At 70.1% G+C, this 22,727-nt stretch carries 23 protein-coding genes and 2 pseudogenes; 9 read left to right on the top strand and 16 right to left on the bottom strand.

Annotated features, from left to right (window positions below):
* Nucleotides 1-43 precede the first annotated feature (43 nt).
* The 3 genes from ACWGKT_RS14150 to ACWGKT_RS14140 are packed head-to-tail and all read right to left on the bottom strand — an operon-like array spanning nucleotide 44 to nucleotide 2,449.
* Nucleotides 44-1,675, bottom strand: a complete 1,632-nt coding sequence (locus ACWGKT_RS14150; RefSeq protein WP_453273796.1) for a solute symporter family protein — start codon at nucleotides 1,673-1,675, stop codon at nucleotides 44-46.
* 3 nt (nucleotides 1,676-1,678) lie between these two features.
* A complete protein-coding gene (locus ACWGKT_RS14145) occupies nucleotides 1,679-2,107 on the bottom strand; it encodes a DUF485 domain-containing protein (RefSeq protein ID WP_356153533.1) in 429 nt (142 codons plus the stop codon).
* A 21-nt stretch (nucleotides 2,108-2,128) separates the two neighbouring features.
* Complete coding sequence (locus ACWGKT_RS14140) at nucleotides 2,129-2,449, bottom strand: hypothetical protein (protein ID WP_453273795.1); 321 nt, start codon at nucleotides 2,447-2,449, stop codon at nucleotides 2,129-2,131.
* A gap of 392 nt (nucleotides 2,450-2,841) precedes the next feature.
* Here ACWGKT_RS14140 and ACWGKT_RS14135 point away from each other — a divergent pair, with 392 nt between their 5' ends.
* On the top strand, nucleotides 2,842-5,631 hold the full coding sequence (locus ACWGKT_RS14135) for a LuxR C-terminal-related transcriptional regulator (RefSeq protein ID WP_453273794.1): 2,790 nt from the start codon (nucleotides 2,842-2,844) through the stop codon (nucleotides 5,629-5,631).
* 177 nt (nucleotides 5,632-5,808) lie between these two features.
* Here the strand turns inward: ACWGKT_RS14135 and ACWGKT_RS14130 are convergent, their stop codons facing one another.
* From ACWGKT_RS14130 to ACWGKT_RS14105, 6 genes are all read right to left on the bottom strand, one after another.
* Nucleotides 5,809-6,642 carry an SGNH/GDSL hydrolase family protein gene (locus tag ACWGKT_RS14130; RefSeq protein ID WP_453273793.1) on the bottom strand — a complete coding sequence of 278 codons (834 nt, stop codon included), beginning with the start codon at nucleotides 6,640-6,642 and terminating at the stop codon, nucleotides 5,809-5,811.
* Nucleotides 6,643-6,925: 283 nt separating this feature from the next.
* Complete coding sequence (locus tag ACWGKT_RS14125; protein ID WP_453273792.1) at nucleotides 6,926-7,198, bottom strand: hypothetical protein; 273 nt, start codon at nucleotides 7,196-7,198, stop codon at nucleotides 6,926-6,928.
* 208 nt (nucleotides 7,199-7,406) lie between these two features.
* Nucleotides 7,407-8,066, bottom strand: a complete 660-nt coding sequence (locus ACWGKT_RS14120; protein ID WP_356153520.1) for a response regulator transcription factor — start codon at nucleotides 8,064-8,066, stop codon at nucleotides 7,407-7,409.
* A gap of 212 nt (nucleotides 8,067-8,278) precedes the next feature.
* A complete protein-coding gene (locus ACWGKT_RS14115; protein ID WP_453273791.1) occupies nucleotides 8,279-8,689 on the bottom strand; it encodes a hypothetical protein in 411 nt (136 codons plus the stop codon).
* Nucleotides 8,690-8,936: 247 nt separating this feature from the next.
* Nucleotides 8,937-10,025 carry a polyprenyl synthetase family protein gene (locus ACWGKT_RS14110; protein WP_453273790.1) on the bottom strand — a complete coding sequence of 363 codons (1,089 nt, stop codon included), beginning with the start codon at nucleotides 10,023-10,025 and terminating at the stop codon, nucleotides 8,937-8,939.
* Nucleotides 10,026-10,746: 721 nt separating this feature from the next.
* Nucleotides 10,747-11,679 carry an aminoglycoside phosphotransferase family protein gene (locus ACWGKT_RS14105; protein WP_453273789.1) on the bottom strand — a complete coding sequence of 311 codons (933 nt, stop codon included), beginning with the start codon at nucleotides 11,677-11,679 and terminating at the stop codon, nucleotides 10,747-10,749.
* Nucleotides 11,680-12,255: 576 nt separating this feature from the next.
* Here ACWGKT_RS14105 and ACWGKT_RS14100 point away from each other — a divergent pair.
* Nucleotides 12,256-13,290, top strand: coding sequence for a sulfotransferase family protein (locus tag ACWGKT_RS14100; protein WP_453273788.1), 1,035 nt, complete (start codon nucleotides 12,256-12,258; stop codon nucleotides 13,288-13,290).
* A 584-nt stretch (nucleotides 13,291-13,874) separates the two neighbouring features.
* On the opposite strand, the gene ACWGKT_RS14095 is transcribed toward ACWGKT_RS14100, so the two are convergent.
* Nucleotides 13,875-14,291, bottom strand: a complete 417-nt coding sequence (locus ACWGKT_RS14095; protein WP_453273787.1) for an NUDIX domain-containing protein — start codon at nucleotides 14,289-14,291, stop codon at nucleotides 13,875-13,877.
* A gap of 134 nt (nucleotides 14,292-14,425) precedes the next feature.
* Nucleotides 14,426-14,575, bottom strand: a pseudogene (locus tag ACWGKT_RS14090) (alpha/beta hydrolase); the annotation flags it as partial.
* A 75-nt stretch (nucleotides 14,576-14,650) separates the two neighbouring features.
* Here ACWGKT_RS14090 and ACWGKT_RS14085 point away from each other — a divergent pair.
* Nucleotides 14,651-14,803, top strand: a complete 153-nt coding sequence (locus tag ACWGKT_RS14085; protein ID WP_453273786.1) for a hypothetical protein — start codon at nucleotides 14,651-14,653, stop codon at nucleotides 14,801-14,803.
* Nucleotides 14,804-14,882: 79 nt separating this feature from the next.
* On the opposite strand, the gene ACWGKT_RS14080 is transcribed toward ACWGKT_RS14085, so the two are convergent.
* The 3 genes and pseudogenes from ACWGKT_RS14080 to ACWGKT_RS14070 all read right to left on the bottom strand — a co-directional run bounded on the left by ACWGKT_RS14080 (nucleotide 14,883) and on the right by ACWGKT_RS14070 (nucleotide 16,313).
* The gene (locus tag ACWGKT_RS14080; protein ID WP_356153502.1) at nucleotides 14,883-15,248 is read right to left on the bottom strand and encodes a hypothetical protein; all 366 of its coding nucleotides are present in this window, start codon (nucleotides 15,246-15,248) and stop codon (nucleotides 14,883-14,885) included.
* Nucleotides 15,249-15,477: 229 nt separating this feature from the next.
* Nucleotides 15,478-15,651 (bottom strand): annotated as a pseudogene (locus tag ACWGKT_RS14075) (SDR family oxidoreductase); the annotation flags it as partial.
* Between the two features lie 74 nt (nucleotides 15,652-15,725).
* Nucleotides 15,726-16,313 (bottom strand): ArsR/SmtB family transcription factor, encoded by a 588-nt coding sequence (locus ACWGKT_RS14070; protein WP_453273785.1) that lies wholly within the window; start codon nucleotides 16,311-16,313, stop codon nucleotides 15,726-15,728.
* 120 nt (nucleotides 16,314-16,433) lie between these two features.
* On the opposite strand from ACWGKT_RS14070, the gene ACWGKT_RS14065 reads away from it, so the two are divergent.
* Nucleotides 16,434-17,381, top strand: coding sequence for a DUF2218 domain-containing protein (locus ACWGKT_RS14065; protein ID WP_453273784.1), 948 nt, complete (start codon nucleotides 16,434-16,436; stop codon nucleotides 17,379-17,381).
* Between the two features lie 243 nt (nucleotides 17,382-17,624).
* Here the strand turns inward: ACWGKT_RS14065 and ACWGKT_RS14060 are convergent, their stop codons facing one another.
* Both ACWGKT_RS14060 and ACWGKT_RS14055 read right to left on the bottom strand, forming a co-directional pair.
* Nucleotides 17,625-17,891: a DUF6959 family protein gene (locus tag ACWGKT_RS14060; protein WP_453273783.1), complete on the bottom strand. Its 267-nt coding sequence runs from the start codon at nucleotides 17,889-17,891 to the stop codon at nucleotides 17,625-17,627.
* Between the two features lie 75 nt (nucleotides 17,892-17,966).
* Nucleotides 17,967-18,638 carry a TetR/AcrR family transcriptional regulator gene (locus tag ACWGKT_RS14055; RefSeq protein WP_453273782.1) on the bottom strand — a complete coding sequence of 224 codons (672 nt, stop codon included), beginning with the start codon at nucleotides 18,636-18,638 and terminating at the stop codon, nucleotides 17,967-17,969.
* A 59-nt stretch (nucleotides 18,639-18,697) separates the two neighbouring features.
* Here ACWGKT_RS14055 and ACWGKT_RS14050 point away from each other — a divergent pair, with 59 nt between their 5' ends.
* The 5 genes from ACWGKT_RS14050 (at nucleotide 18,698) to ACWGKT_RS14030 (ending at nucleotide 22,722) form a co-directional block, all read left to right on the top strand.
* Nucleotides 18,698-20,320 carry an FAD-binding oxidoreductase gene (locus ACWGKT_RS14050; protein ID WP_453273781.1) on the top strand — a complete coding sequence of 541 codons (1,623 nt, stop codon included), beginning with the start codon at nucleotides 18,698-18,700 and terminating at the stop codon, nucleotides 20,318-20,320.
* 118 nt (nucleotides 20,321-20,438) lie between these two features.
* Entirely contained in the window at nucleotides 20,439-21,620 is a 1,182-nt protein-coding gene (locus ACWGKT_RS14045) for a PP2C family protein-serine/threonine phosphatase (RefSeq protein WP_453273780.1), read from the top strand.
* Nucleotides 21,621-21,839: 219 nt separating this feature from the next.
* On the top strand, nucleotides 21,840-22,154 hold the full coding sequence (locus tag ACWGKT_RS14040) for a hypothetical protein (RefSeq protein WP_453273779.1): 315 nt from the start codon (nucleotides 21,840-21,842) through the stop codon (nucleotides 22,152-22,154).
* A 218-nt stretch (nucleotides 22,155-22,372) separates the two neighbouring features.
* Nucleotides 22,373-22,513 (top strand): hypothetical protein, encoded by a 141-nt coding sequence (locus ACWGKT_RS14035; RefSeq protein WP_453273778.1) that lies wholly within the window; start codon nucleotides 22,373-22,375, stop codon nucleotides 22,511-22,513.
* Nucleotides 22,504-22,722, top strand: coding sequence for a hypothetical protein (locus tag ACWGKT_RS14030; protein ID WP_453273777.1), 219 nt, complete (start codon nucleotides 22,504-22,506; stop codon nucleotides 22,720-22,722). Before ACWGKT_RS14035 ends, ACWGKT_RS14030 begins: the two co-directional genes overlap by 10 nt.
* The last annotated feature ends 5 nt before the right edge of the window (nucleotides 22,723-22,727 follow it).

Below are 22,727 nucleotides of genomic sequence, written 5' to 3'. Positions count from 1 at the left end.
TTGGAACGAGCGTGTGTATGGGTCGGGGCGGTCATGGGAGGCCTCACCGCGCCCCGATACCGGTGAGGGAGCGGACCTGGAGGTCCTTGAACCGGTCCTCGTCGCGCTCTTCGGCGGGCGAGAGCACGGTGCCCAGCCAGCCGAGGACGAAGCCGGCCGGTATGGAGACCAGACCTGGGTTCTCCAGCGGGAACCAGGCGAAGTCGAGGTCCGGCAGCATGGCCGTGGGCCCGCCGGACACCACGGGTGAGAAGATCACCAGGCCGAGCGAGGTGGCCAGGCCGCCGTACACGGCGAACAGCGCTCCCCGGGTGGTGAACTTCCGCCAGAACAGGCTGTACAGCAGCGTCGGCACGTTGGCGGAGGCCGCCACCGCGAAGGCGAGCGCGACGAGTGCCGCCGTGTTCAGCTTGTCCGCGTACAGGCTCAGGACGATGGCGATCGCTCCGATCACCACCGCGGCCCAGCGGGCCACGGCCACTTCGCTGCGCTCGTCGGCCTCCCCCTTGCGCAGGACGTGGGCGTACAGGTCGTGGGCGAAGGACGCCGACGAAGCCAGGGTGAGTCCCGCGACCACGGCGAGGATGGTGGCGAACGCGACCGCCGAGACGACGGCGAGCAGCACGGCTCCCGTGGTGGAACCCCAGCCGTCGCCCAGGTACTTGGCGAGCATCGGAGCCGCAGTGGTCCCGGCGGGGTTGGATGCGGCGATCGTCTTGGGACCGATCAGCGCGGCGGCGCCGAAGCCGAGGGCGATGGTCATCAGGTAGAAGGCACCGATGATGACGATGGCCCAGTTGACCGAGGTACGGGCGGCTCGCGCCGTCGGGACCGTGTAGAAGCGCACGAGGATGTGCGGCAGGCCGGCGGTGCCCAGTACGAGTGCCAGGGCCAGGCTGATGAAGTCGAGCCGGGTGGACAGGTTGGCGCCGTACTTCAGTCCGGGTTCGAGGAAGGCGTGACCGTGTCCGCTGGCGTCCGCCGCCCCGCCCAGCAGAGCCGACAGGCTCCAGCCGAATCGGTGCATCACCAGGACGGACAGCAGAGCGGCACAGGCGATCAGCATGACGGCCTTGATGATCTGCACCCAGGTGGTACCGCGCATGCCTCCGACACAGACGTAGAGAACCATCAGGGCGCCGACGCCAAGGATGATCCATCTCTTCGTACCCTCGCCCGAGGCGCCGAGCAGCAGCGCGACCAGGGACCCGGCGCCGACCATCTGGGCCACCAGATAGACCACGGAGACCACGATGGTCGACACTCCCGCCGCGGTGCGCACGGGACGCCGGCGCATGCGGAAGGCGAGGACGTCCGCCATGGTGAACCGTCCCACGTTGCGCAGGGGTTCGGCCACGAGCAGCAGGGCGACGAGCCAGGCGACGAGAAAGCCGATGGAGTAGAGGAAGCCGTCGTAGCCGAAGAGCGCGATGGAACCGGTGATACCGAGGAACGAGGCGGCGGACATGTAGTCGCCGGAGATGGCCAGTCCGTTCTGGAATCCGGTGAAGGAGCTGCCACCCGCGTAGAACTCGGCTGCGCCCCCGCTCCGGCGACCGGCCCATACCGTCACGGCCAGGGTGGCGGCGACGAAGACCAGGAACAGAACGAGGATCAGGGTTCTGTTCGGCTCGGTACTGGATGCCGCGAGGGCCGGAAACTCGACGTGGGCCATGGTTCAGGTGCTCCTGGGTCGGGCGGGCAGGGCGGGGTCCGGCTCGATGGCACCGCAGCGGTCCACGAGCAGCCGGGCGAGAGGGGACATCCGCCGGTCGGCCGCGCGGTTGTAGAGCCAGGCGATCAGGAACGTCGACCCGAACTGCGCGAGCCCGAGAACGAGCGCGAAGTTCACGTTTCCGACCACCTTGAACGCGATCACGTCTGGGGCGAACGTGCACAGCAGCACGTACGCGAGGTAGAAGGAGAGGAACGCTGCCGTCATCGTGCCCACGAGCCGACGGTGGCGGTGCCGCAGGTCGGTGAATTCACCGAGGTCGTAGAGCGCGCCCGGGGTCGCGTCGAGGGGCGTCTGCCCCGGGTCCGCCTCCGCGGTCGCAGCGGGTGCCTCTTGGTGACCGCGGGCTGGGAATCGTTCGTTGCTCGTCATGTCTTTCCTTGTACGAATCGGTCAGTGCGCGCGGTCGTGCGGCGGCTGCCAGGCGACGTCGACGTTCGGCGGCGCGCCGCCCGGCAGCACCGGCGTGTCGGCCGGCTGCGGATTGGTGGAGGCGCACACGACCCGGCCGTACGGCTCGCATCCGGAGTCGGCCGACTTGACGACCAACACGTACAGCAGGCACAGGCTGAGCAGGAGCGCGCACGACAGCAACACGATGATCACCGTGCTCGGCGCGACCGGCCGGCGCGGTGCGAACGGCGGCGGGGGCGGCACGGCCGACGTGGCCGGGGGCTGGAGGACCTCGGCGTGCAGGGGCCCATCGGTAGGCATTTCTCTCCAAACAGGGAACGGCAAAGGCTCACTGCGCCCGCCCTGAGCGGCGGCGCGGCGGCACCGCTCGGCGCTCGACGTGATGCCGCCCGCCCGGGGATTCCCCAGGCACGGGCACACGTCTGCCGGGGCTTTGGCCGCCGCGGGGATGTGCCGCGCGGCTCTCGACGAGCGAAGTGCGCATCCTCATCCGAACACCGGCATACGCGCGCGGGACACCCCACCCCCACCGAAAGATCCACATCTTTCGGTGGGGTGCCGACAGTCCTCGACATCCCAGGTGAGTACGGTGAATGGGCCACAGGGCCGGCATCCGTGCGGGGCGACCCCCCGACCGGATGGTCGGTCACCGTCCGTCCGGCCCTGCAGCGGCAGACCGGAAAAGGAGCGGCGTGGTACCCACACTTCTCGGCCGTGCACGCGAGCGGGACACACTGTACGAACTGCTGGAGCGTCCCGGCGGGGCGAGCGTCCTGCTGCGCGGCGGGTTCGGCAGCGGCAAGTCGGGGCTCCTCACGGACCTCGGCGAACGGGCTCGCACCGCCGGATTCGCCGTGCTCAGCGCGTGTTACGAGCCGGATGCGAGCCAGCTCCCCGAGACCGCCCCGTCGCCCGCGATGTGCTCACTGGTACCGGAGGGTGGCGGGGAACGGGCCGTGGCGTTGGTGCGCTGGCTGGCCTCGGGGGACGCGACGCCGCCCACGGACGGCATCCTCGCCGATGCCCGGTCCGCGCCGACGCAACGGGCGCTGGTGCTGGTCGACGACCTGCAGTGGGCCGATGCGGTGTCCCTGCGCGGGCTGCGGAACATCGCGCGGGCCGTGGGTGCGCATCCGGTGTCGGTCGTCTGCGCGATGGGGCCGGGTGAGTCGGTCGACGAGCCGGCTCTCGGTGCCGTGCTGCGGCTCCTGGACCGCCACGTCCGGCTCTCGCCGCTCGACGAATCCGCGGTCGCCGACCGGCTGGCCGGGATCCTCGACGCGTCCGAGGACGGAAAGACCGCCGGCGAAGTCCTGTCCCCGCTGCTGACGGCAGCGGCCGGAAACCAGTACCTGATCCGGACACTGCTGGCCGCCGTGGACGCCCAACGGCACGGTGTGAGCGACCGGCCGGAACGTCCCTCGCTCCACACCACACTGGCCGGTGCGCTCAAGCCGCTGCTCGCGGACGTCGGCGTGGCGGCCCGGGCGGCGTTGCGCAGGATCGGCCCCGACGCCGAACGGGTGGCCGCCGTTCTCGCCTCACTGGGGGGCGCCCAGCTGCCGGAGGTGATAGCCCATGCCGGTGCGATGGACCGGCACACGGTCGAGGACACCCTGCACGCGCTGGCTCAGGCCGATCTCGTCCAGCACGCCGGACCACGGGCTCAGCTGCATCCGCCCCTGCTCGCGGCCGGCCTGGCACAGGGCGTCTCGCCCACCGGCCGCAAACAGCACCATGCCCGCGCCGCCGAGCTGTTGCTCAGCTGGGGGGCGCCCGCCCGGCAGGTGGCGCCGCACCTGGTCCACGGGCCGACGGGCATGGCGCAGGCCACGGCGATCCTGCGGCGCGCCGCCCAGGCCGCGCTCGACCGCGGAGCACCCGACGAGGCGGTGGTCTACCTGCGGCGCACCCTGAGCGAGGATCTCGACGCGCAGGAGCGCAGTGAGATTCTGACCCTGATCGGCGCCGCCCGACTCGACTCCGACGTACCGGCCGCTGTACCGGAACTGCGCAGCAGCCTGCGGCTCAGCGCCACACCGCAGGCGCTGGCCCGTTCCGCGCGCAGTCTGACCGGTGCGCTGTTCGCCATGGACCGCTACGGCGAAGCCCTGACGATGCTGGAGGGAACGATCCAGCGGCTTCGTACCGAGGACGCCGCGGCCGCCCTTCGGCTGGAGCTGGACTACCTGCTCGTCAGTCTCGGTGAGGCGTCCTCGGCGGTGCGGGCGTGGCCGCGGCTGATGGAGTTGCGCCTCCAGGACGCCGAGGACGACGCGGGGCGAAGGGCGCTGGCGGCGCTGCTCAGCTTCCGTGGAGCCGCGCTCGGGGAAGGTGCAGAGGACGTCATCGAGTTGGCCCGTGTCGGGCTGAGCAGGGGCATGGCGCCGGTGGCCGACGAGTCCATCGTCTACCCCTGCGCGGTGTTGGCGCTGGGCGCCGCGGGCAGGCCGGACCTGACGTTCGAGTACGCCGACGCGGCCGTGGCGGAGACACACGCGAGGGCCTCCGCGCTGAACTACGCGCAGGCCCTCAGCATGCGGGCCAACGCCCATTGCCGACGTGGGGCGTTCACAGACGCCCAGACTGATGCGAGGCGCGCACTCGCCGCGTTCCGGGACATCGGTGTCGACCATCGGGAGAGCCACAGTGTCTTCACGGTCGCCACCCTGGCGGAGGCCTTCGTCCGCCAGGGACAGGCGCAGAAGGCCGAGGACCTCTTCGACGACTGCGACCTGGGCGGTCCGCTCGGTTTTCACACCATCTACGACTACCCACTGCTCGTCAGAGGATGGGTGCACGCGGCGGACAACCGCTTCGAGCGGGCGCTGGCGGACTTCCTGCACCTCGGTGAGCGCCTCAACGCGCGCGGCATGACGGGTCCTGGGTTCTACCCGTGGCGGTCGGAGGCCGCACTGGTGCACCTGCTCCTCGGCGATCGGCAGTCCGCTCTCACGCTGGCCGACGAGGAACTGCGGCTGGCGCGGGCGTGGGGGGTCGCGGAGATGACGGCGGTGGCGCTGCGTGGCCGAGCGCTGGTGGTGGGCCAGGAGGAGGGCCTGGAACTGCTCGACGAGGCGGCGCGGCTGCTGGGGGGCAACTTCGCGCGGTTCCGGTACGCGCAGATCCAGGCGGACCGGGGGACGTTGGCCGTACGGTACGGGCGGCCGGAGGACGCGCGCGCGGCGCTCCAGGAGGCCGTCAGTGTCGCCCACGAGTGCGGGGCCGAGCCGATCGCGCAGCAGGCGCGGGCCGGACTGCGGGAGCTCGGCGACCGTCCCCGCACTCCGACGTTCCGGGGACGGGAGGCGCTGACGCCCGCGCAGCGCCAGGTGGCGGAGCTCGCCGCGCAGGGCATGACCAACACCGAGATCGCCTCCCACCTGTTCGTGGGCCTGCGCACGGTGGAGATGCACCTGTCGAAGGTCTACGCGAAGCTGGCCGTGAGTGGACGCCACGCTCTGGAGCAGGCTCTGCGCTGACTCCGCGGAACGAGGTCCGTGCGGATGTGACCGGGAGCGCCGAGGAGGTGGCGCCCCCGGTCACACGCCTTTACGGCAGGTGAGGGTCAGCCCCGTCGTGCGGCCGGACGTACGGCCTCGTCGCGTGCCCCGTGGCAGGACTTGAGCGCCCGCTCCACGGCCTCTGCCATGGCCTGCTCACCCCGCGCGGTCGGGTGCCCCGCGTTGGCCGGGACCGCCGGGGCCAGATTCTCGATCCACCGCTCGCCGACCGGACGGCACATGTCGTGGCCGACCGTCGAGGTGTAGGTGTCCACGTACACGGGCCCCACCCAGTTCGGCGCGGCGGGCGAGCATCGTGTTGAGCGCCTTGGTCGTGTCCCCGAGGTACCCGAAGTCCCCGGCGGCGAAGGGAGCGGCGGGACTGGTGCAGCCCGTCCCGTCGTCGGGGAAGATCGAGGGGTATCCGACGAGGAGCACCTTGGCGTGCGGGGCTCGCCGGTGGACGGTGGCGAGGACCGCGTCGACCTTCGGAGCCGTCGTGGCTATGCCCTCCAGCAGGCGGTCTCCCCCGCCTTCGGTGTAGTGACCGCGGCACGGCGCGCCCGTCGGATCGGTACGGCTCAGCGTCGCGCAAGTCGTCAGCACCGCGGAGAAGCCGACTCCGTCGTTGCCGCCGATGCCGACGGTCACCAGGTCGGTGTCCCGGTTCAACGCGTCGTACTGCGCGGGTCTTCCGTCCTTTGCGAGGGCCAGCGAGGCCGTGGTGGCGCCGGCGCAGGTGACATCCGTCAGACGGGCGTACCGCTGCCGGGCCACGAGGGAAGGGTAGTTCTGGCTGGAACGCCCGCATCCGGGGTCGGTCTGTTCGGGGACGCCGGGCGCGGACGCGTGCGAGTCACCGAGGGCGACGTAGTTGCGGCCACCGGCCGATGCGGGGGTGGCCGACGCGACGGAGGCCGGTGCGACGGCGGCGAGGCAGGCCAGTGCCACGGCGCCGAGGTGGCGCGCGGAGCTGGCGGGCCGTTTCACCGCGCCCGGGAAGCCGGCAGGCTCAGGGCGAGTGTCCGAGCACTGTCGCGGCGCTCGGTCACGGCTTCCGGCGGCGCGACGGCCGGCACGGGGGTCGCAAAACACTTGGTGTGAACCTCGCACAGGTGTGATGGAACGTGGTCAGCGGCCTGGACCAGTTCGGACACCGTCAGCAGGGCGATCAGCCCCAGAAACATCAGGGCCGAGCGGTCGGCGAGCGAACTCGATCGCTCGCCGTGCCGGCGCGTGGGAACGGGACACCGCGACAGCACGGCGGCAGGACTCAACGCGAGCCCAACCGTTGGGGCGGCTTTGCCTGTTCGCGCGGCCTTGCCTGTTCGCGCGGCTGTGCGGTCTCCGTCGCCGGTGCCGACGGTTGTGCCGAGCCCGAGTTGAGCGAGCCGTCGCGCGCCCAGGACATGACCACCGTCGCCGACGCCACGACACAGGGTTCGGAGCACAGCTCCCAGTCGCAGTCGCAGGCAGTGGCGTCCCAGGGCGGCACCGGGGCTTCCAGTTCGGGGAAGGGCCAGGTGAACGGTCGCTTTCGGGTCACGGGAATCTCCAGGTGTGAACCAGGCCCACGAGACCGGGACAACCGCGGGAACCGCGACTGTCGGTGACTCGGGCCGTCCGCGTTCGCGGACGGCCCGAGTCAAGCCGCAACGAAAGTGATCAGAATCCGTCTGGAGAACCAGCTTTAGCGCAACGATTGGCACAGGGGTGTCTGTGGCCGACGGAGGCGTCGAGCGGGGGGGGTGTGATCAGGAAGGAACGGCCGGCGGGGTGAGCCCCGCGGTGTGGGCGAGGATCGCGGCCTGGACGCGGTTGGCGCAGCCCAGGAGGCGCAGCATCCGACTGACGTGCACCTTGATCTGGGACTCGGAGAGTTGCATGCGGGCGCCGATCTCGGCGTTCGACAGCCCCTGGGCCAGCAGGGCCAGGATCGTGCGCTGTTCCTGCGGCAGGGGCTTCAGGCGCTCCCGGGCGTGGACGGCCTCGTGCGGGACGGTGAACTGTTCCATCAGTGTCCGCGTCATGGAGGGGGAGATGATCGCCTCCCCGCGGGCGACGACCTTGATGGCGTCGATGAGTTCGTGGGGACGGACGTCCTTGAGGAGAAAGCCGTCGACTCCGGCCTTGAGCGCGGCGTACAGGTACTCGTCCCGGGAGAACGACGTGAGGACGACGACGCGGGGCGGCTGGGGCAGACGCCGCAGGGCCAGGGCGGCCGTGAGCCCGTCCATGGCCGGCATCTGCACATCGGTGAGGACCACGTCGGGCTGGTGGGAGAGTACGGCGGCGACGGCCTGCTCGCCGTCCGAGACGGCCGCCACCACGGTGATGGCGTCGTCCGTCTCCAGGATGAGCCGCACGCTCTCCCGGATCAGCTCCTCGTCGTCCGCGATGACTACCGTGATCATTGGAGTTCTACCCTCACCGGCATGCAGGAGTACCACCCACGGGCTCTGGTGCCGTCCGGCGCCGGCAAGGTCGAGGGGTGGCGACTGAGCACCCTGGGGCCGACGAGAGTCAGCGCTCGCACCCTTGCCGAGAACGTGACTGGTTGTCAATGCGGAGACCGGTGCGGGGCTGGGCTCCACGCCGGGGTCATCCGCCCCCGGCGTCCGCGGCGTCAGCCTTCGCGTGCGCGGCGTCGCCCGCCGAGCAGTGCGAAAGCGGCAGCGATCAGCACCGCGGCGAGGGAGATCCAGCCGCCGATGTCCTGCGCGACGCCCTTGCCGTGATGATCCCACTCCGGCTCGCCGGGGCCGGGGGCGGTCACGGCTCGGTCCCCCGCACCAGGATCACCGTGCCCGGGACTCCCCATGCTCAAGGTGATGTGGTCCAGGGCTCCGGCCCTGCCCGCGACCGGGACCTGGCCGTCGAAGGCAACAAGGCCCAGGTCGGCGTCGGCGTCGGCCCGCCCCGGGGCGACGGCGTACGAGAGGGTGGCGTCGTGCGCCGATGGCCGCCACTCACCACCGGCCCCCAGCACCACGCCCGCCAGTACCGTCATGGCTGCCGCTGCCAGTCTTCTGCGCATGAGTGGTGTACTCCTCAGCGCGGTGCCGGGGCGGGTACGGAGGTGCCCGGCTCGGTGCGCGTCAGCGCCCTCGCCCGGGGATGTCGTGGAGTCTCTCGTGTGCTCATCTCGTGGCAGCCCCTTCGGCGTCGGCTTGCGCAGGCATCACACCAGCACGTGTGCGGGCGGGTGGTGCCGAGTCAAAGGCGAACGCCGGTTGCGGGCATCGGCCTCAGGGAGGAGCGGAGAAGTACTTTCGTTGCCGCTGTCAGGCGACACGGGCGAGCGAGGAGCCCGCGATGTCCCGAAGGCGGTCGGCCACCCCCCGGGGCATCCGTGTGGCGTCCAGCGCGGTCAGCGCTTCGCCCTTCAGGACGCCGATGCGTTCCTCGACCGCTGCCCGCGCCCCGGTGGCCTCCATGAGACGGCGTGCTTCATCCTGGTCCTCCGTGTCCGTGATGCCCGCCCGCAGCAACTCCAGCAGGCGAGCGGCCTGTGTGGCATTGCCGAGGGACACGGCGAGCGCGGCGAGGACGGTGCATTTCCCGTCACGCAGGTCGTCGCTGTGCGACTTGCCCGTCTGTGCCGGATCCCCGAAGACGCCGAGGAGATCGTCCCGGAGCTGGAAAGCGATCCCCAGGGGGACGGCGAACTCGCTCAGCCCGCACAGCAGTTCGTCATCGGCGTCCCCCAGGGCCGCGCCGAGCCGCAGCGGCGCCTCGACGGTGTAACGGGCCGTCTTGAAATGGGCGATGTAGAGCGCCTCCTCGGCGCGGAAGGAGCCCTGATGCGCGGCGAGCAGGTCCTGGTACTGGCCGTAGACCGTGGCAGTGCGCATCGCGTCCAGCTCCGTGTAGCCGCGCCGCAGCTGACCGGGGGTCATGCCGGCGCCGCGGAAGAGCTCGTCGGACCAGGTGAAAGCGAGGTTGCCCAGGAGGATCGCGGCGTTGACGCCCAGCCGCTCGTCGAACCGCCCCGCTCCGCCTCTCGCTCCGTTCCGCGCCAAGGCGCGATGAGCGGTCGGCACACCACGGCGCAGCTCGCTGTCGTCCATGACGTCGTCGATCAACAGCGCGCAGGCGTGGAAGAGCTCCAACGACGACGCCGCCCGGATCACATAGGCGGGCACATTACGGCGGCCCGCGGCATGCCAGCCCATGACGCACAGCAGGGAACGCAGGCGCTTTCCGCCGCGCAGGGCATACGTCGCGAGAACCGGCCACAGTTCCTCCGGCAAGGCCGGTTCACTGTCCCGGCCAAGAGCCCGTTCGGCCAGGAAGGTATGCAGAATGCGCTCCACCTCGGAGTGCACCAGCTGCTCGGGAGCGGGGACGACGGTTTCCACCGGGGTCGGCACGATAGGGATCCTTCATGAATCGATCAGCACGGCGCGCCCCGCACCGCACCGGGGCAGGGACAGCGTTGCGCAGGGGGGAACCCTTGTATGCCACCACAGACGGACAGCCGCGCGGCGAGATGGCGGCCCCAGTCCCCAAACCGTTCGGTGCCGAAAGATCCAGCGGATCGGGCGGGTCGGTTCCGGATCGGCCAGGCTGTCCGGGCTGGCCGGGTCGGGCCGGGCCGACGCTGAGCTCGGCACGAGCCGCCCGCCTCAACTCCCCCGTGGCGGGCGGCTCGTGCCTTCGGTGTGCAGAGTTCGAAGTCGGCGGCAGCGCACTATAGGCGTCCTGGGCCGCTGGACGACACCGGCACCACACCGGCGGCGGGATTCGAACCCGCGTTACCCGCTTGAGAGGCGAAGTAGCCACAACCTGCGCACCTGCACAGCCAGGACAGTAGCCGGGACCGGGAGAGCGACGCACGCGAGTTTTCCGGGGCTGGTTTCGCCCCGGCCCACCGGCCGCCACCACCCCGGCCTGCGCCATCAAGCAGGACTGGCCCGCCGCTACGGGGGAAAGCGGCGGGCCAGCTCCATCCAAGGTGCCACACATCGGCATGACACGCACCGCCTTCCGTCTCGCAGTCCGAAAGCGGTCGGCGCGGAGCCGTCTCGGGGGCGGTGAGGTGAGCCGACGAACAGCACCGGGCCGCCATCAACGGCACCGCAGGATCGTCACCTAGGCGCGTTCCGTGAGCAGCTCTGCCAGCCGGTCCGCGAACGCGATGAGCCAGTCCAGCCCCGGCCCACCGCGGGCCCTCCGGAAGCCGTGCCGACGGCCCCAGAACGCGGCCTGGACGGCGTGGAGCTGGGCCCAACGCTCGACGCGTACGCGATCGATTTCCGCGGCCTCGGCGAAGATGTCCAGGACGCGGTGGACAGCCTTGGGCAGATCGTCCGCTTCCAGAAGTGTCAGCGCGCGTGACTTGAGCAGTGTGCCGCCGTCGTAGGCGGGATCTCCCACGTACCCCTTGGGGTCGACGGCCAACCACGGCTCACGGTCGGCGCGCAGGATGTTCCCGGCGTGGAGATCGCCGTGGATGAGGATGTCTGGCTGGACGCGACCCAGTTCGCGGACGGTCGCCACGGCCGCGTCCACCACACGCCCCGGCACAGCGTGAGGAAGCTCTACGGCATCCTTGCGCAGTTCCTCCTCCCAGGCATCGGCCCGCTCCCGCAGCCGGGGCAGATCAGGCGGGGCGGGAATGGCCAGTCGGCGACCGACTCGCCCAGCGACCGCCGCCACCTCATCACCGTCCTCGACCTCCGCCAGCGTCGAGGTCCGCACCCGCTCCAGCAACATCGCGAACCGTTCGTCGACCCGCTCGTGCAGCAGCACGGCTCCGCGCCCGCCCCAGGCCGCGAAAGCATCCGGTTCATGAACGTTGCCCGGGTGGGGAAACGACACCTTCACCACAGCGGTCGCCCCGTCCCGCCGGCGCACCGGGACGATGACCCCGACTCCCCCGTGCATGATCGCGCCGTCGAGCTCACATCCCCAACGCTCCAGCAACTCGTCGACGATCCGGGGCAGTTCGGAGATCCACTCCGCCCCGGACTCCCCCTCACGCTCGACGGTGCTCCGCGCCAACGCCTCTGGTACCTCCATCATCCAGGCACCCTATGCGCCGACCCCAACACAGCTGCCGCGCGCGCCCCAACGAGTCCATGATTGCCCTCAGCCCCCCGAGCCCTTCCACTCGAAGATCGCCGCCCAACAGGAAAGGCATCGCCGCCATGGCACTCCTGGCCGAGTACAGCTGCAGGGCCACCCCAGGCCGCCGCGTCGTGGAGGTCTACGACGCGGATGCGTTGCTCGGCGACGGGGATGCCCTGGAGACCACAGCCTCCAGCAATCAGCTCGCTCTTGGCCTCGCAGGCGAAATGACGCTGCCGCGCCCTGGTGTTTATGAAGGCCCCGCGTGGTGGGTCAACCGTCAGGCAGTCGCTGATTACTACGACACGACCCTTGCGCGGCTCGCCGAGGATGCGTCCGACGGCTGGCTGACTGAAGCCTGGGACAGTGCCCGGTCACTCGAGCCCATCGAGGATGAAGACATCAGACGGCACCCTTGTCACACGCCCTGCGGTACTTGCGCCAGACCCCGTTTGGGGCCGGCGCGGTCATGGATAGTGCTCCGGTAGCTGGAGTTCGGTCCTGGGTGTCACGAAGTTGCGGAGGCTGTCTGTGCGTTCCTTGACCTTCGTCATCGGTACGGGGCGTAGCGGCTCGACCGCGCTGTCACGCATCCTCAACGCCCACCCGGACGTACTGAGCCTCAACGAGTTCATGGCCTCCGTGGGCGATGCCGCCTTCCCTGAAGGGAAGGTGACAGGTGAGGAGTTCTGGCAGACGCTCTTCCGGCCCGCCCCGCACTTCGAGCGGATGATCCGTAGCGGACTGCCGCTGCCGGAATTCCTCTACACACGCCGCCCCGGAAGATACGCGACGGAGACCACCGGCATTCCCGCGCTCTCCCTGATGGTGTTGCCGCACCTCACCGACGACCCGGACGGGCTCCTCGACGAGCTCCAAGCAGTGGTGGTCCAGTGGCCCGAGGGCACCGCCGCCGAACACCACCAGGCGCTCTATGGCCTGCTCTGCGCGCGGTTCGATCGGACGGCCGTCGTGGAACGCTCCGGCTACTCGACAGGCTGGGCGCCAAAACTACGAGCGACGTTCCCAGACGCGCGGTTCGTGCACATGTTCCGAGACGGACCGGACTGCGCCCTGTCCATGAGCCGTCATCCCGGATACCGCACGATCTCTCTGCTGCGCGAGATCAAGGCACGAGCAGGCATCACCAGCTTCGCCGACCTGACCGAAGAGCACGTACGCTCACTGCCCGCGGATCTGTCCCCACTGCTCGAAGACCGCTTCGATCCTGCGCTCGTACGAGACCGAGACCTCCCCCTGCGGACGTTCGGCACCCTGTGGTCCGAACTGGTCACCGACGGCACGGAGTTCCTCAGCCGGCTGCCCACCGACCAGCGCACCACGCTCGCCTACGAGGACCTCCTCGACCATCCCGCCGCGGAACTGACCCGCCTGGCCGAGTTCATCGGCGTCGCCCCCCTCCCCCAGTGGCTCCTGACCGCATCCGCACAACTCGACCACAGCCGACGCGGCTCCGCCCGGAGGCTGTCACCCCCTGAACTCGACGAACTGACAAAGACCTGCGCCCCGGGTACCCGCGTATTGGAGGCAGGACCCAGCCGGTAGCAATCGCAGGGGACCCGGACTCACCGCGGACCGCTCGAATCGGCTGGTCTGCCTGAAGGGTGGCTCGGTACGGTGATCCGATGTGCATCTACGCCGTGGCCCAGTACAAGCTGCACTACGCGTGCGTCTCGTGCCGTGTCAGCTTCAAGCAGCATGCAGACCCACGGCGGGAGCACCTGTGCCCGAACTGCGCTCGGCCCCTCATCTGCGCCGGCCATGACTTCGCTCCGCCGCCCAGGCGTGATGTCCGCGGGTGGTCCGTGGTGGCTGCGGTGTTGGGAGAAGGGCTGCGCTACGAAGGGCGATCGGCCTGCGGGTGTGACAAGGAGCCCAACTACCGTCCGAGGACGAGAGCCGAACTGCGGGCGCGTCGGACAGCTGCCGCAAGGGACGGTCTGCCGCTCTCCGAGACGTTGTCCCGACCGGACCCTCTGACCCTGCCGACCGACTGACCTGGCAACTCACCGTGTCAGGCGCCGACAGCCGACGAGGGCCTTGTCGAAACCGGCGGTGACCCGTTCAGCGATGGACAGCGCTGCGTCCGGCGCGCAAATCTGCCAGGGCGTCCGCGTGCTGCTGGTTGGTCAGGGCCTGCGGCGGGTCATCAAGAGGGAAGTAGCGCACTTCGAGTGTCTCGGCATCGACCGATGTCCCGGCAAGGCGGCACCAGGCACGGCCCCGCCGATCGGCGTACCGCGGAAGAAGACCGTGATGGGCTGGGCTCTGTCTCCGTTCGGATAGGTGTGCCAGTACTTGGTGTACACACCGAGCAGCCCGGTGACCCGTACGTCGAGCCCGGTTTCCTCCCGGACCTCGCGGACCGCGGCCTCCTCGGCCGACTCCCCGAGTTCGACGGCGCCGCCGGGGAAGCCCCACGCGCCGTCGTCCCTCCGGCGCTGCAGGAGCACCCGGCCCTCGTCAACGACGCAGACCGCGGCGAAGGCGAGCTGGATCGGGGCGGAGCCGACGCATGCACGAAGCCAACCTATGTAATCGGACACGGCGTTGATCCTCCCAGACCGTCCGTCAGGGTGTTGGTCGTGGTCGGTCGCCATGCCCCGGCGACGCCAACGCGTGCGCCCAGGCCCGCGCTGCCCCGCCCTGCCCGGCCCTGCCCGGCCCTGCCCTCATGCGGTCAGAACCTATCGACGTCTACGACAGCCCCTGCGAAGGCCTGCGGAGCCTCCTGCGGAACGTTGTGTCCCACGTCCAGGGTCCGGTGCGCGTATTTCCCCGTGAACTTCTTGCGGTAGGCCGAACCGTTCCCCGGAGGCGTGAACGGATCATGCTGATGGAGTTCCCTTCGGACCTCCCATCGAGATCCTGACGGGCGACCGACCTACCCGGGATCCTGAATACCGTGCAGGACGAACCGCACGGCTCCCTCTCCCGCACCAGGCAGTGGGCCGCCCGCCACGTTCCGACTCTCGCCATGGACCTGGCAGCCAAGCTCGACGAAGACCTGGCCAGCAGCTCACCGCTGCCGGGCCCCTGCGGCCAACACGTGCCGTGACCGACCACAGGGGCTGAGGCAGATCCCCTCGGCAACGCGGTCTGCAGGGGCCACGGCGTGGGAGAACTCGCCCGGTGTGTCAGGAGGGCGGGCAGCCGAACCAGTGCACCGTGCCCTTGTTGGAGGTGTAACCCAGGCACCTGACGCTTCTGTCGTGCACGGTCACGGTCCGGGCGACCCCGCCGTCCACGTATTCATTCTTGTAGTGGGTCTGCACCAGCGTGTCGATCTCGATCCTGTACCAGCGGCGCTTAGTGTCGGGCATGCTGCAGTTGTGGCCGATCACGTCGGTGCCGGGCCCGCTGTTCCACATGCTGCGTTCAGCGCGGTCGCAGTGCGCCCGGCTGACGGCGTTGGCAGTGCCGGCCCCGGTGCCGAGCAAGACCGTCGCGCCCGTGGCCACCGCCACGGTAGCGCCGAGCAGGCGTTTCAGAGTGAGGTTCATCGATTGGTCCTCCTGCAAGCCGTGGTGATTGGCGTGAGTCGCCATGCCACCCTGGAGTGATCGTCACATCAATCCCGGAAGCCCGGCCCGTCGGCCGACGGCGCATTCCCCCAACACGGTGACGTCGGTGATGCCAATGCAGCATGCCGCGGTCACACCCTGCGGCCGGCACCGAGCGAGCGATCCCCTCGCACTCGATTCGTGCCCCTCGGCCCGTGCCGGGGAATCGTCAGCGCGTGACCACCGCTGCCGTGGTGCGTCCGCCGTCGACGTCGAGAACGATGCCGTGGACGAAGGCGGCTTCATCGCCGGCCAGGTACACCGCGGCGTGCGCGATCTCCTCAGGCCTGCCCATCCGCCCTGCCGGAGTCCCGTTCATCATCACCTCGCCCGGGTGCGTCTCGCTTGTGATGAGGCCGAGCTACGCCGTCCGGGCAAGTGCGGGTCCGGCTGACGTCGCCCCCCGCCGGCCGACCGTCAGCTCTGCTCGTCCGGCGGCAGGCTGGGCACGTCGGCGCGGAAGAAACTCACCAGCAGACCGTACGGCTGACCGTGCGCGGGGTCCGTAGGCTGCGGCTCGGCGGCCATCGCACGCAGCCGGGCTTCCAGTGCGTGCGCCTCGGCGTCGGTGAGCCACAGGTGGCGCAGTGCGGCGTGGGAGGCCTCGCCGGGCCCGCTCGGCAGCATCTCGCCCAGCGCGGCGTTGATCAGGAACTCCGGACCGACCACCGCGTCCTCGTGGAGCCGGAAGCTTTGACTGACCAGCGCGAAGTACTGCTCGGTGCCGCCGCGCACCTGGCGGGTCTCGGCCAGCCGGACCAGGCCGGCCTCGCGCAGCACGCGCACGTGGTAGCCGATGGTGCCCTTGCTCATCCCCAGCGCGTCGGAGAGTTGGCGCAGCGTCGCGGGGCGCTGACGCAGCACGTTGACCATACGGTGACGCAGCGGGTGGCCGAGGGCCTTGAACTGCTCGGGCGAGCGCAGCACAAGGTGGCCCTGCTCGTCGCGGAGTTGCTGGTCCTGGTCGGTGTCGCTGTCGAGTGCGGGTGGCTGTTCCTCTGCCATGGAGAGAAGTGTCCAGGAATCTAAACGCTTTTGACAACTCGGCCGCCCCGACCGCACAATCCTCACGTCAAGAAAGTGGCGAGGATTTTCGCCGCTTACCCGGGAGACCCAAGGAGTCCCATGCCCCTCGCCACGGCCCATGTCGTCACCGACCGCCCCGCGCGTTACCTCAAGCAGCTCGTCTCGCACATGGGCCACAAGGCCGGCACCACCCTCACCCCCGACGGCCGCGGCACGATCACGGTTGCCGCCGGAACCTGCAACCTCACGGCCTCTCCGGATCGCCTGGAACTGACCGCCACCGCGGTCGACGCCGAGTCGTTGGCCCGCGTCCAGGACGTGATCACCCGTCACCTGGTGCGCTTCGCCACCCAGGAGGAACTCGTCGTCGAGTGGACCGACCCGATCGACGGCGCCGAGCTGGAGCCCGTCGCCCCCGTCGTCGGCGACTACCTGCTCAGCCACCACACCCCGGCCGACGACATCCTCACGGAGCTGGCCGTCGCCACCCGCACGGCCACCGGCGAAGCCGCCCAGATGCAGGTGTCCGCCGACGAGGGCACGCTGCTCACCATGCTGACGCGGCTGACCGGCGCCCGCTTCGCGGTCGAGGTCGGCGTCTTCACCGGTTTCTCGACCCTCTGCATCGCCCGTGGCCTGGCCGACGACGGCCGGCTGCTCGCCTGCGACGTCAGCGAGGAGTGGGCCGCGATCGGCCGACCCTACTGGGAGCGTGCGGGCGTGGCCGACCGCATCGACCTGCGCATAGCCCCCGCGCTGGAGACGCTGCGCGCGCTCGACACCGAGCCGGTCATCGACATCGCGTTCATCGACGCCGACAAGGTCAACTACCCCGCGTACTACGAGGAGATCGTGCCCCGGTTGCGCCCCGGTGGGCTGGTGGTACTGGACAACGTCTTCCTCGGCGGCCGCGTTTTCGACCCCGCGTACCAGCAGGACCGCTACCTGGCCATGCGGCGCCTGAACGACCTGATCACCGCCGACGAACGGGTGGACTCGGTGATGCTGCCGGTGCGCGACGGGGTGACCATCGCCCGGCGCCGCTGACCCGCCGCCCGCAGGCGACCATCCGGACCCCACGGAGCCAACTCGTCGGCGGCCTGCCCCGGCAGCGCGCCAGGCCCTGCCTCTCCGAGAGGCAGCGGCACGGCCTGGCCACACGCCGCGAGAAGCTCCGGCAGGAGCGGCTCGATGTGTATGCGGCGGCTCGATGCGTATGCGGCCTACGCCGGTGCCCTCGTCAACCGCCGGCGAGCGTCTCCGACCCGCTCGGCAAGTGGGGCGAGACGCTCAGTACGGCCGCCGAATGTTGTGCTCGTCCAACACGGTTGCGTACCGCACCAGGAGCGCATCCAGGCTCGCGAGGACAGAGCCGGCGGACTCCCGGGCCTCGTCCAGGTCACCTCGTTCGCAGGCGTCCAGCACGTCGGCCACGTCGCCGCGAAGGATGTGCAGGGAGTCCCCCTGCAGCAGAACCCCGGGGAACCGTCGGCCGGGCAGCCGAACCACCGCGTCATTGCCACCGTCAGTGAACAGTTCGGCTTCTGTGCGCTCCACCGGGCCATCCAACGCGATCTCACCACCTGACCTCAACTCCGGTGGACGCGGTCGCCCTTGCCGTAACCCTCCCCTTCAGGCAACGACACGGGCAGCCGACAGGAGGCGGGCGCAGCGTGCGCTCATGTCCTGGGCCGAGAGTTCGGGATGGGAGATCCACCAGCCGACCAGTGCGCTGACCGTGCCCGTCCAGAGGTGCTTGAGCGCGTCCGCGTCCAGGTCATCGTCGTTGCCCTGGACGCGCAGCAGGGTGGCGGTGCCGGTGGCGGCCAGTTCGTCGATCGCCTCGCGATGGCGCTTGGCCGTGTGCCAGGGCTCGGAATCAGGTGGCAGGGTGCGGTCGTACAGCACGAACCAGGCGTGCCGCCGACCTTCCAGCGCCTGGAAGAGGGCGGTGAGCACGGCGAGGGGCAGCCCGCCCTCCGGTGAGTCCTTCGCCATGGCCTGCTCGATCGCCTCGAGCAGGTGCGGGCCGATGTGGTCGACGCACGCCGCGTAGAGGCCGTCCTTGGAACCGAAGTACGTGTAGAGCAGCGGTTTCGTCACGCCCACGCGGCGGGCTATCTCGGCCATGGACGCCTTGGCGTGGCCGTGCCTGCCGAACTCCTCCAGGGCGGCGGCGAGGATCTGCTGTTCCCGGTGGGCCCGCGGAACGCCCTTGGTGCCCGCGGTGCGGGCCCGGGGCTGGTCGCGTTCCCGTTCGCCGCCCGCCGGATCCGCCGGGGTCGAGGCTCTTGCGGTCGTCATGGCGGAACTATACGTTGCGGTAAATTACCAAGAGGTAAATTACCGGAGGGTCAATTAGCGTGGCAGAGAGCAGCACGGCCAGGGCGTCATCGACCGATACCTCCCCGCGCCGCTCCTGGTGGGGCTGGGGTGCCGAGGACAAGGCACTGTCCGACGCCGAATGCGCCGCGCTCGGGCAGCTGCTGCCCGGGGCGGCGGACACCCCCCTGCCCGTACCGGACGTGTCCGCGCTCGCCCTGCCGAAGGTCCGCGTGGAACCGCCCCCGGCACTCGCGCCTCTGATGTCGGACGCACCCAGGGACCGCGCCTCACACACCTACGGCAAGGCCTACCGCGACGTGATGCGCTCACTCACCGGAGACCTCGCGGCAGCGCCCGACCAGGTCGCCCGCCCCCGCACCGAGCAGGACGTCACGGACCTCCTCGACTGGGCGGCGAGCGCCGAGGTGGCTGTCGTACCGTATGGCGCGGGCAGTTCGGTCGTCGGTGGCGTCGAGTGCCGGGCCGACCAGCACCGCGGTGCCGTGTCTCTGGACCTGTCGGCGATGGAGCAGGTGCTGGAGATCGACAGGGTCAGCCGGGCCGCGCGGATCCAGGCCGGCGTCCTCGGCCCCGCCCTGGAGGACCAGCTGCGGCCGCACGGACTCACCCTGCGCCACTTCCCGCAGAGCTTCGAGTTCTCGACGCTGGGCGGGTGGCTCGCCACGCGGGCGGGAGGCCACTACGCCACGCTGTACACCCACATCGACGACCTCGTGGAATCGCTGCGTGTGGTGACGCCGGCCGGCGTCAGCCAGTCGTTGCGGGTGCCGGGTTCCGGTGCGGGCCCCTCCCCCGACCGGCTGTTCCTGGGCTCCGAGGGCACGCTCGGCGTGATCACCGAGGCCTGGATGCGGCTCCAGGAGCGCCCGCGCCACAAGGCGTCGGCGACGGTGCTGTTCGATGACGTCCACGCCGCCATGGACGCGGTGCGCGCCGTCGCGCAGTCGGGCCTGCACCCGGCGAACTGCCGACTCCTCGACCCCGGGGAGGCCGGCCTGGCCGGCATCACACAGAACGGCGAAAGCGTCCTCGTCCTGGGCATGGAATCGGCACACTCCCCCGTCGAGGAACGCCTGGCCGAACTCGTCGCGCTCGCCCGTGATCATGGCGGCACACCCACAGTCGGGGACTCCGCCGGCCCGGACACCGCCGCGGACACCTGGCGCTCGGCGTTCCTGCGGATGCCCTACCTACGTGACGCGCTCGCCCGTATGAGCGTGATCAGTGAGACCTTCGAAACGGCCTGCACCTGGGAGCGCGCACCGGCGTTGTACGAGTCGGTACGGAGTCGGCTGGCCGACGTGGTGAAAGAGGTGACGGGCACGGCCGGCACCATCAACTGCCGCTTCACCCACGTCTACCCCGACGGCCCCGCGCCGTACTTCACCGTGATCGCACCGGGCAGGCGCGGCTCCGAAGTGGCGATGTGGGACGAGATCAAGGCCGCGGCCATGGACATCCTCCACGATCACGGCGCGACCGTCACCCATCATCACGCCGTCGGCCGCGACCACCGGCCCGGCTACGACCGCCAGCGTCCAGAACCCTTCGCCCTCGCCCTGCGCGCCTCGAAACAGGCGCTCGACCCGGCCGGGATCCTGAACCCGGGCGTACTCCTGGACCCCGCCCCGGCGCACTGACAGCGCGCTCACGGACGTCTGTGCGCTGACGGAGCGTAGCGAGCGGTATCTCCACTCCTTGTGGGGACAAAAGGGCCTTGAGTGGAACACCGGACTTCAAGTGAGTCAGGCTGTAGCCATGGGGTCGCTCTACCGTTCGTCCGGCGCGTCAGGAGCAGGCGGTCATGGCCGGGTCCTCTTCAGGCTCGGTCAGTGCGTGCCGTTCATGATCGTGCTGTTTGCGCTGCTGATCGAGCTCTCGCCCGCGCATGATGTGGTGACCGGCCCCATCCTCGCCGCGACACCGGCTCTGGCTTCGCTGACGTGGGGCCCGAGAGGCATCGTCTCGGCGGCGGTCGGGGCCGGTGCTGTCACCGTGACGACGGCCACCCTCCACCACAGTTGGGGTGGCCAGGTCTACAGCAACCTTCTGTCTCTCCTGATGGTTTCGGTGGCCAGCGCCGCCGTGAGCAATGCCATGCGTACGCGCAGACGTATCCAACTCGACCAGGTTCGCCGAGTCGCCGAGGCGGCTCAACAAGTCGTCCTGCGCGAAGTGCCGGACCGGCTGGGGCCGGTGCAGATGGCCGGCCTGTATCTGGCGGCGGAGGAGGGGGCGCAGATCGGCGGCGATCTGTTCGAGGCGACGCAGACCCGGTACGGGGTCCGGATGATCGTGGGCGACGTCCGCGGGAAGGGGCTGCCTGCCGTGCGCCTGGCCGCGGCCGTGCTGGGCGCGTTCCGGGAGGCAGCACACTACGAGGATGATCTGGCGGAAGTGATGAATCGCTGCGCGGCCGCACTGCGCCGGGAGCGCGCCGTGCCGCATGCGGCCCATCAGGGCCCCGGGGAAGATCCCTCCGAGGATTTCGTCACGGCGCTCGTCGTCGAGGTCTCCGACGACTTCGTGGTCCGGGTCGTCAATCGCGGCCATCCGCCCCCGCTGATACTGCGCGAGGGCAAGGTGGAGGCCCTGATCCCCTCCTCCCCACTGCCTCCCCTGGGCCTCGAAGACTTCGTCCCCGCTCTTCCCAGCGAGCCGGAGAGCTATCCGTTCACACCCGGTGACCGTCTGCTGCTGCACACCGACGGGGTGATCGAAGCCCGCAGCTCCGACAACGAATTCTTCGCCCTGGCCGACGCCATGGAGGCGGTGTACCCGTGCACTCCGCCGCAGTTCCTGTCGCGTCTGCATCAGGGCTTGGTCCGCCACACCGGGGGCCGTCTGGCGGACGATGCGGCGATGCTCATCGTCGAGCGGCTCGACGAGGCGGAGAGTCTGGTGGGCGAGGCGGCAGACTTCCCGGGGGCCGTCCACTGAGCACCGGAGGGATGATCACGGGCTGGCTGGAGTGCTCATGGTGTGGCTGGGGTGAGCACGGCATCGGACCCGTGCGAGCGGCGCCCGTCGGCCCTGCCCGTCCTCGGCCGCTGCAGCCGCCTGCGACGCCGCATTCGGTAGGGTCGGCAGGCGGGCGGAACGCGACTCCCTGCTCTGCCGACGCAGCCGCCTCATCCCCCACGACGGAGGAGCCCGTTCATGACTCCCGATGAAGTCTTCGACGACATCGCGGCCGACCTCGCCCACCAGGGCGCGACCGCCGGTGCGATGTTCGGCAAGCGCGCCCTCAAGGCCCACGGCAAGGCCTTCGCCTGCCTCAAGGACGACTACCTCGCCTTCAAACTCGGGGACGGCACCCCCACGCACACCGCAGCCCTCGCCCTCCCCGGTGCCGAATTCTTCGACCCTTCCAGCAAGCACCGTCCCTTCAAGGACTGGGTCGCCGTTCCCCACACCCACGCGGGGAAGTGGCCTGAACTGGCCGAAGCCGCGCTGAACAGCCTCGCCTCATGACCCCATGCCATCATGCGGGAAGGCGGATCGTACTCACTCGTTGAGCAGCCGCCATGCGGTGAGGGCGAGCCTGGCCCGGGTCAGCCCGGTGGGTTCGGTGAGTTCGAAGTCCAGGTTCTTCGCGATCTGTTCGAGTCGGCGGGCGACGCTGCTGTGGTCGGCGTTTCTACGGCAAACTGCTCGACGGCAAGATCGTCAACCCGTCGTCGCTGGCGGAGATGCAGCACACCGTCCCGGTCCGTGCCCTGGACGGAACGACGATCGACTACGGCCTCGGACTGCAGAAGGTCGGCATCCCGGGTTGCGGCACCTTCTGGGGCAACGAGGGCACGTCTGGGGAGCCGGAACGATGTCCCTGACCCGGGCCGACGGCAAGCGGCAGATGTCCGTCGCGTTCAACCTCATCAGGTGGAACAAGCGGGACTCCTCGGGGGCGCCGCGGCACCATCCGCTCGACGACGCGCTGCCGAAGTTGTACGAGCAGGCGATGTGCGGTGGCGGTGACGGCGGCGCCCAGGCCGAGAATGCCTCACCGGTCTCGGGGTTGGTCCCGTGGCTGCCTCGCTGACGGGC

The organism is Streptomyces sp. NPDC054794, assembly GCF_053611585.1.
The sequence above is the reverse complement of the archived record's forward strand: the minus strand, read 5'-3'. Positions and strand labels throughout refer to the sequence as shown.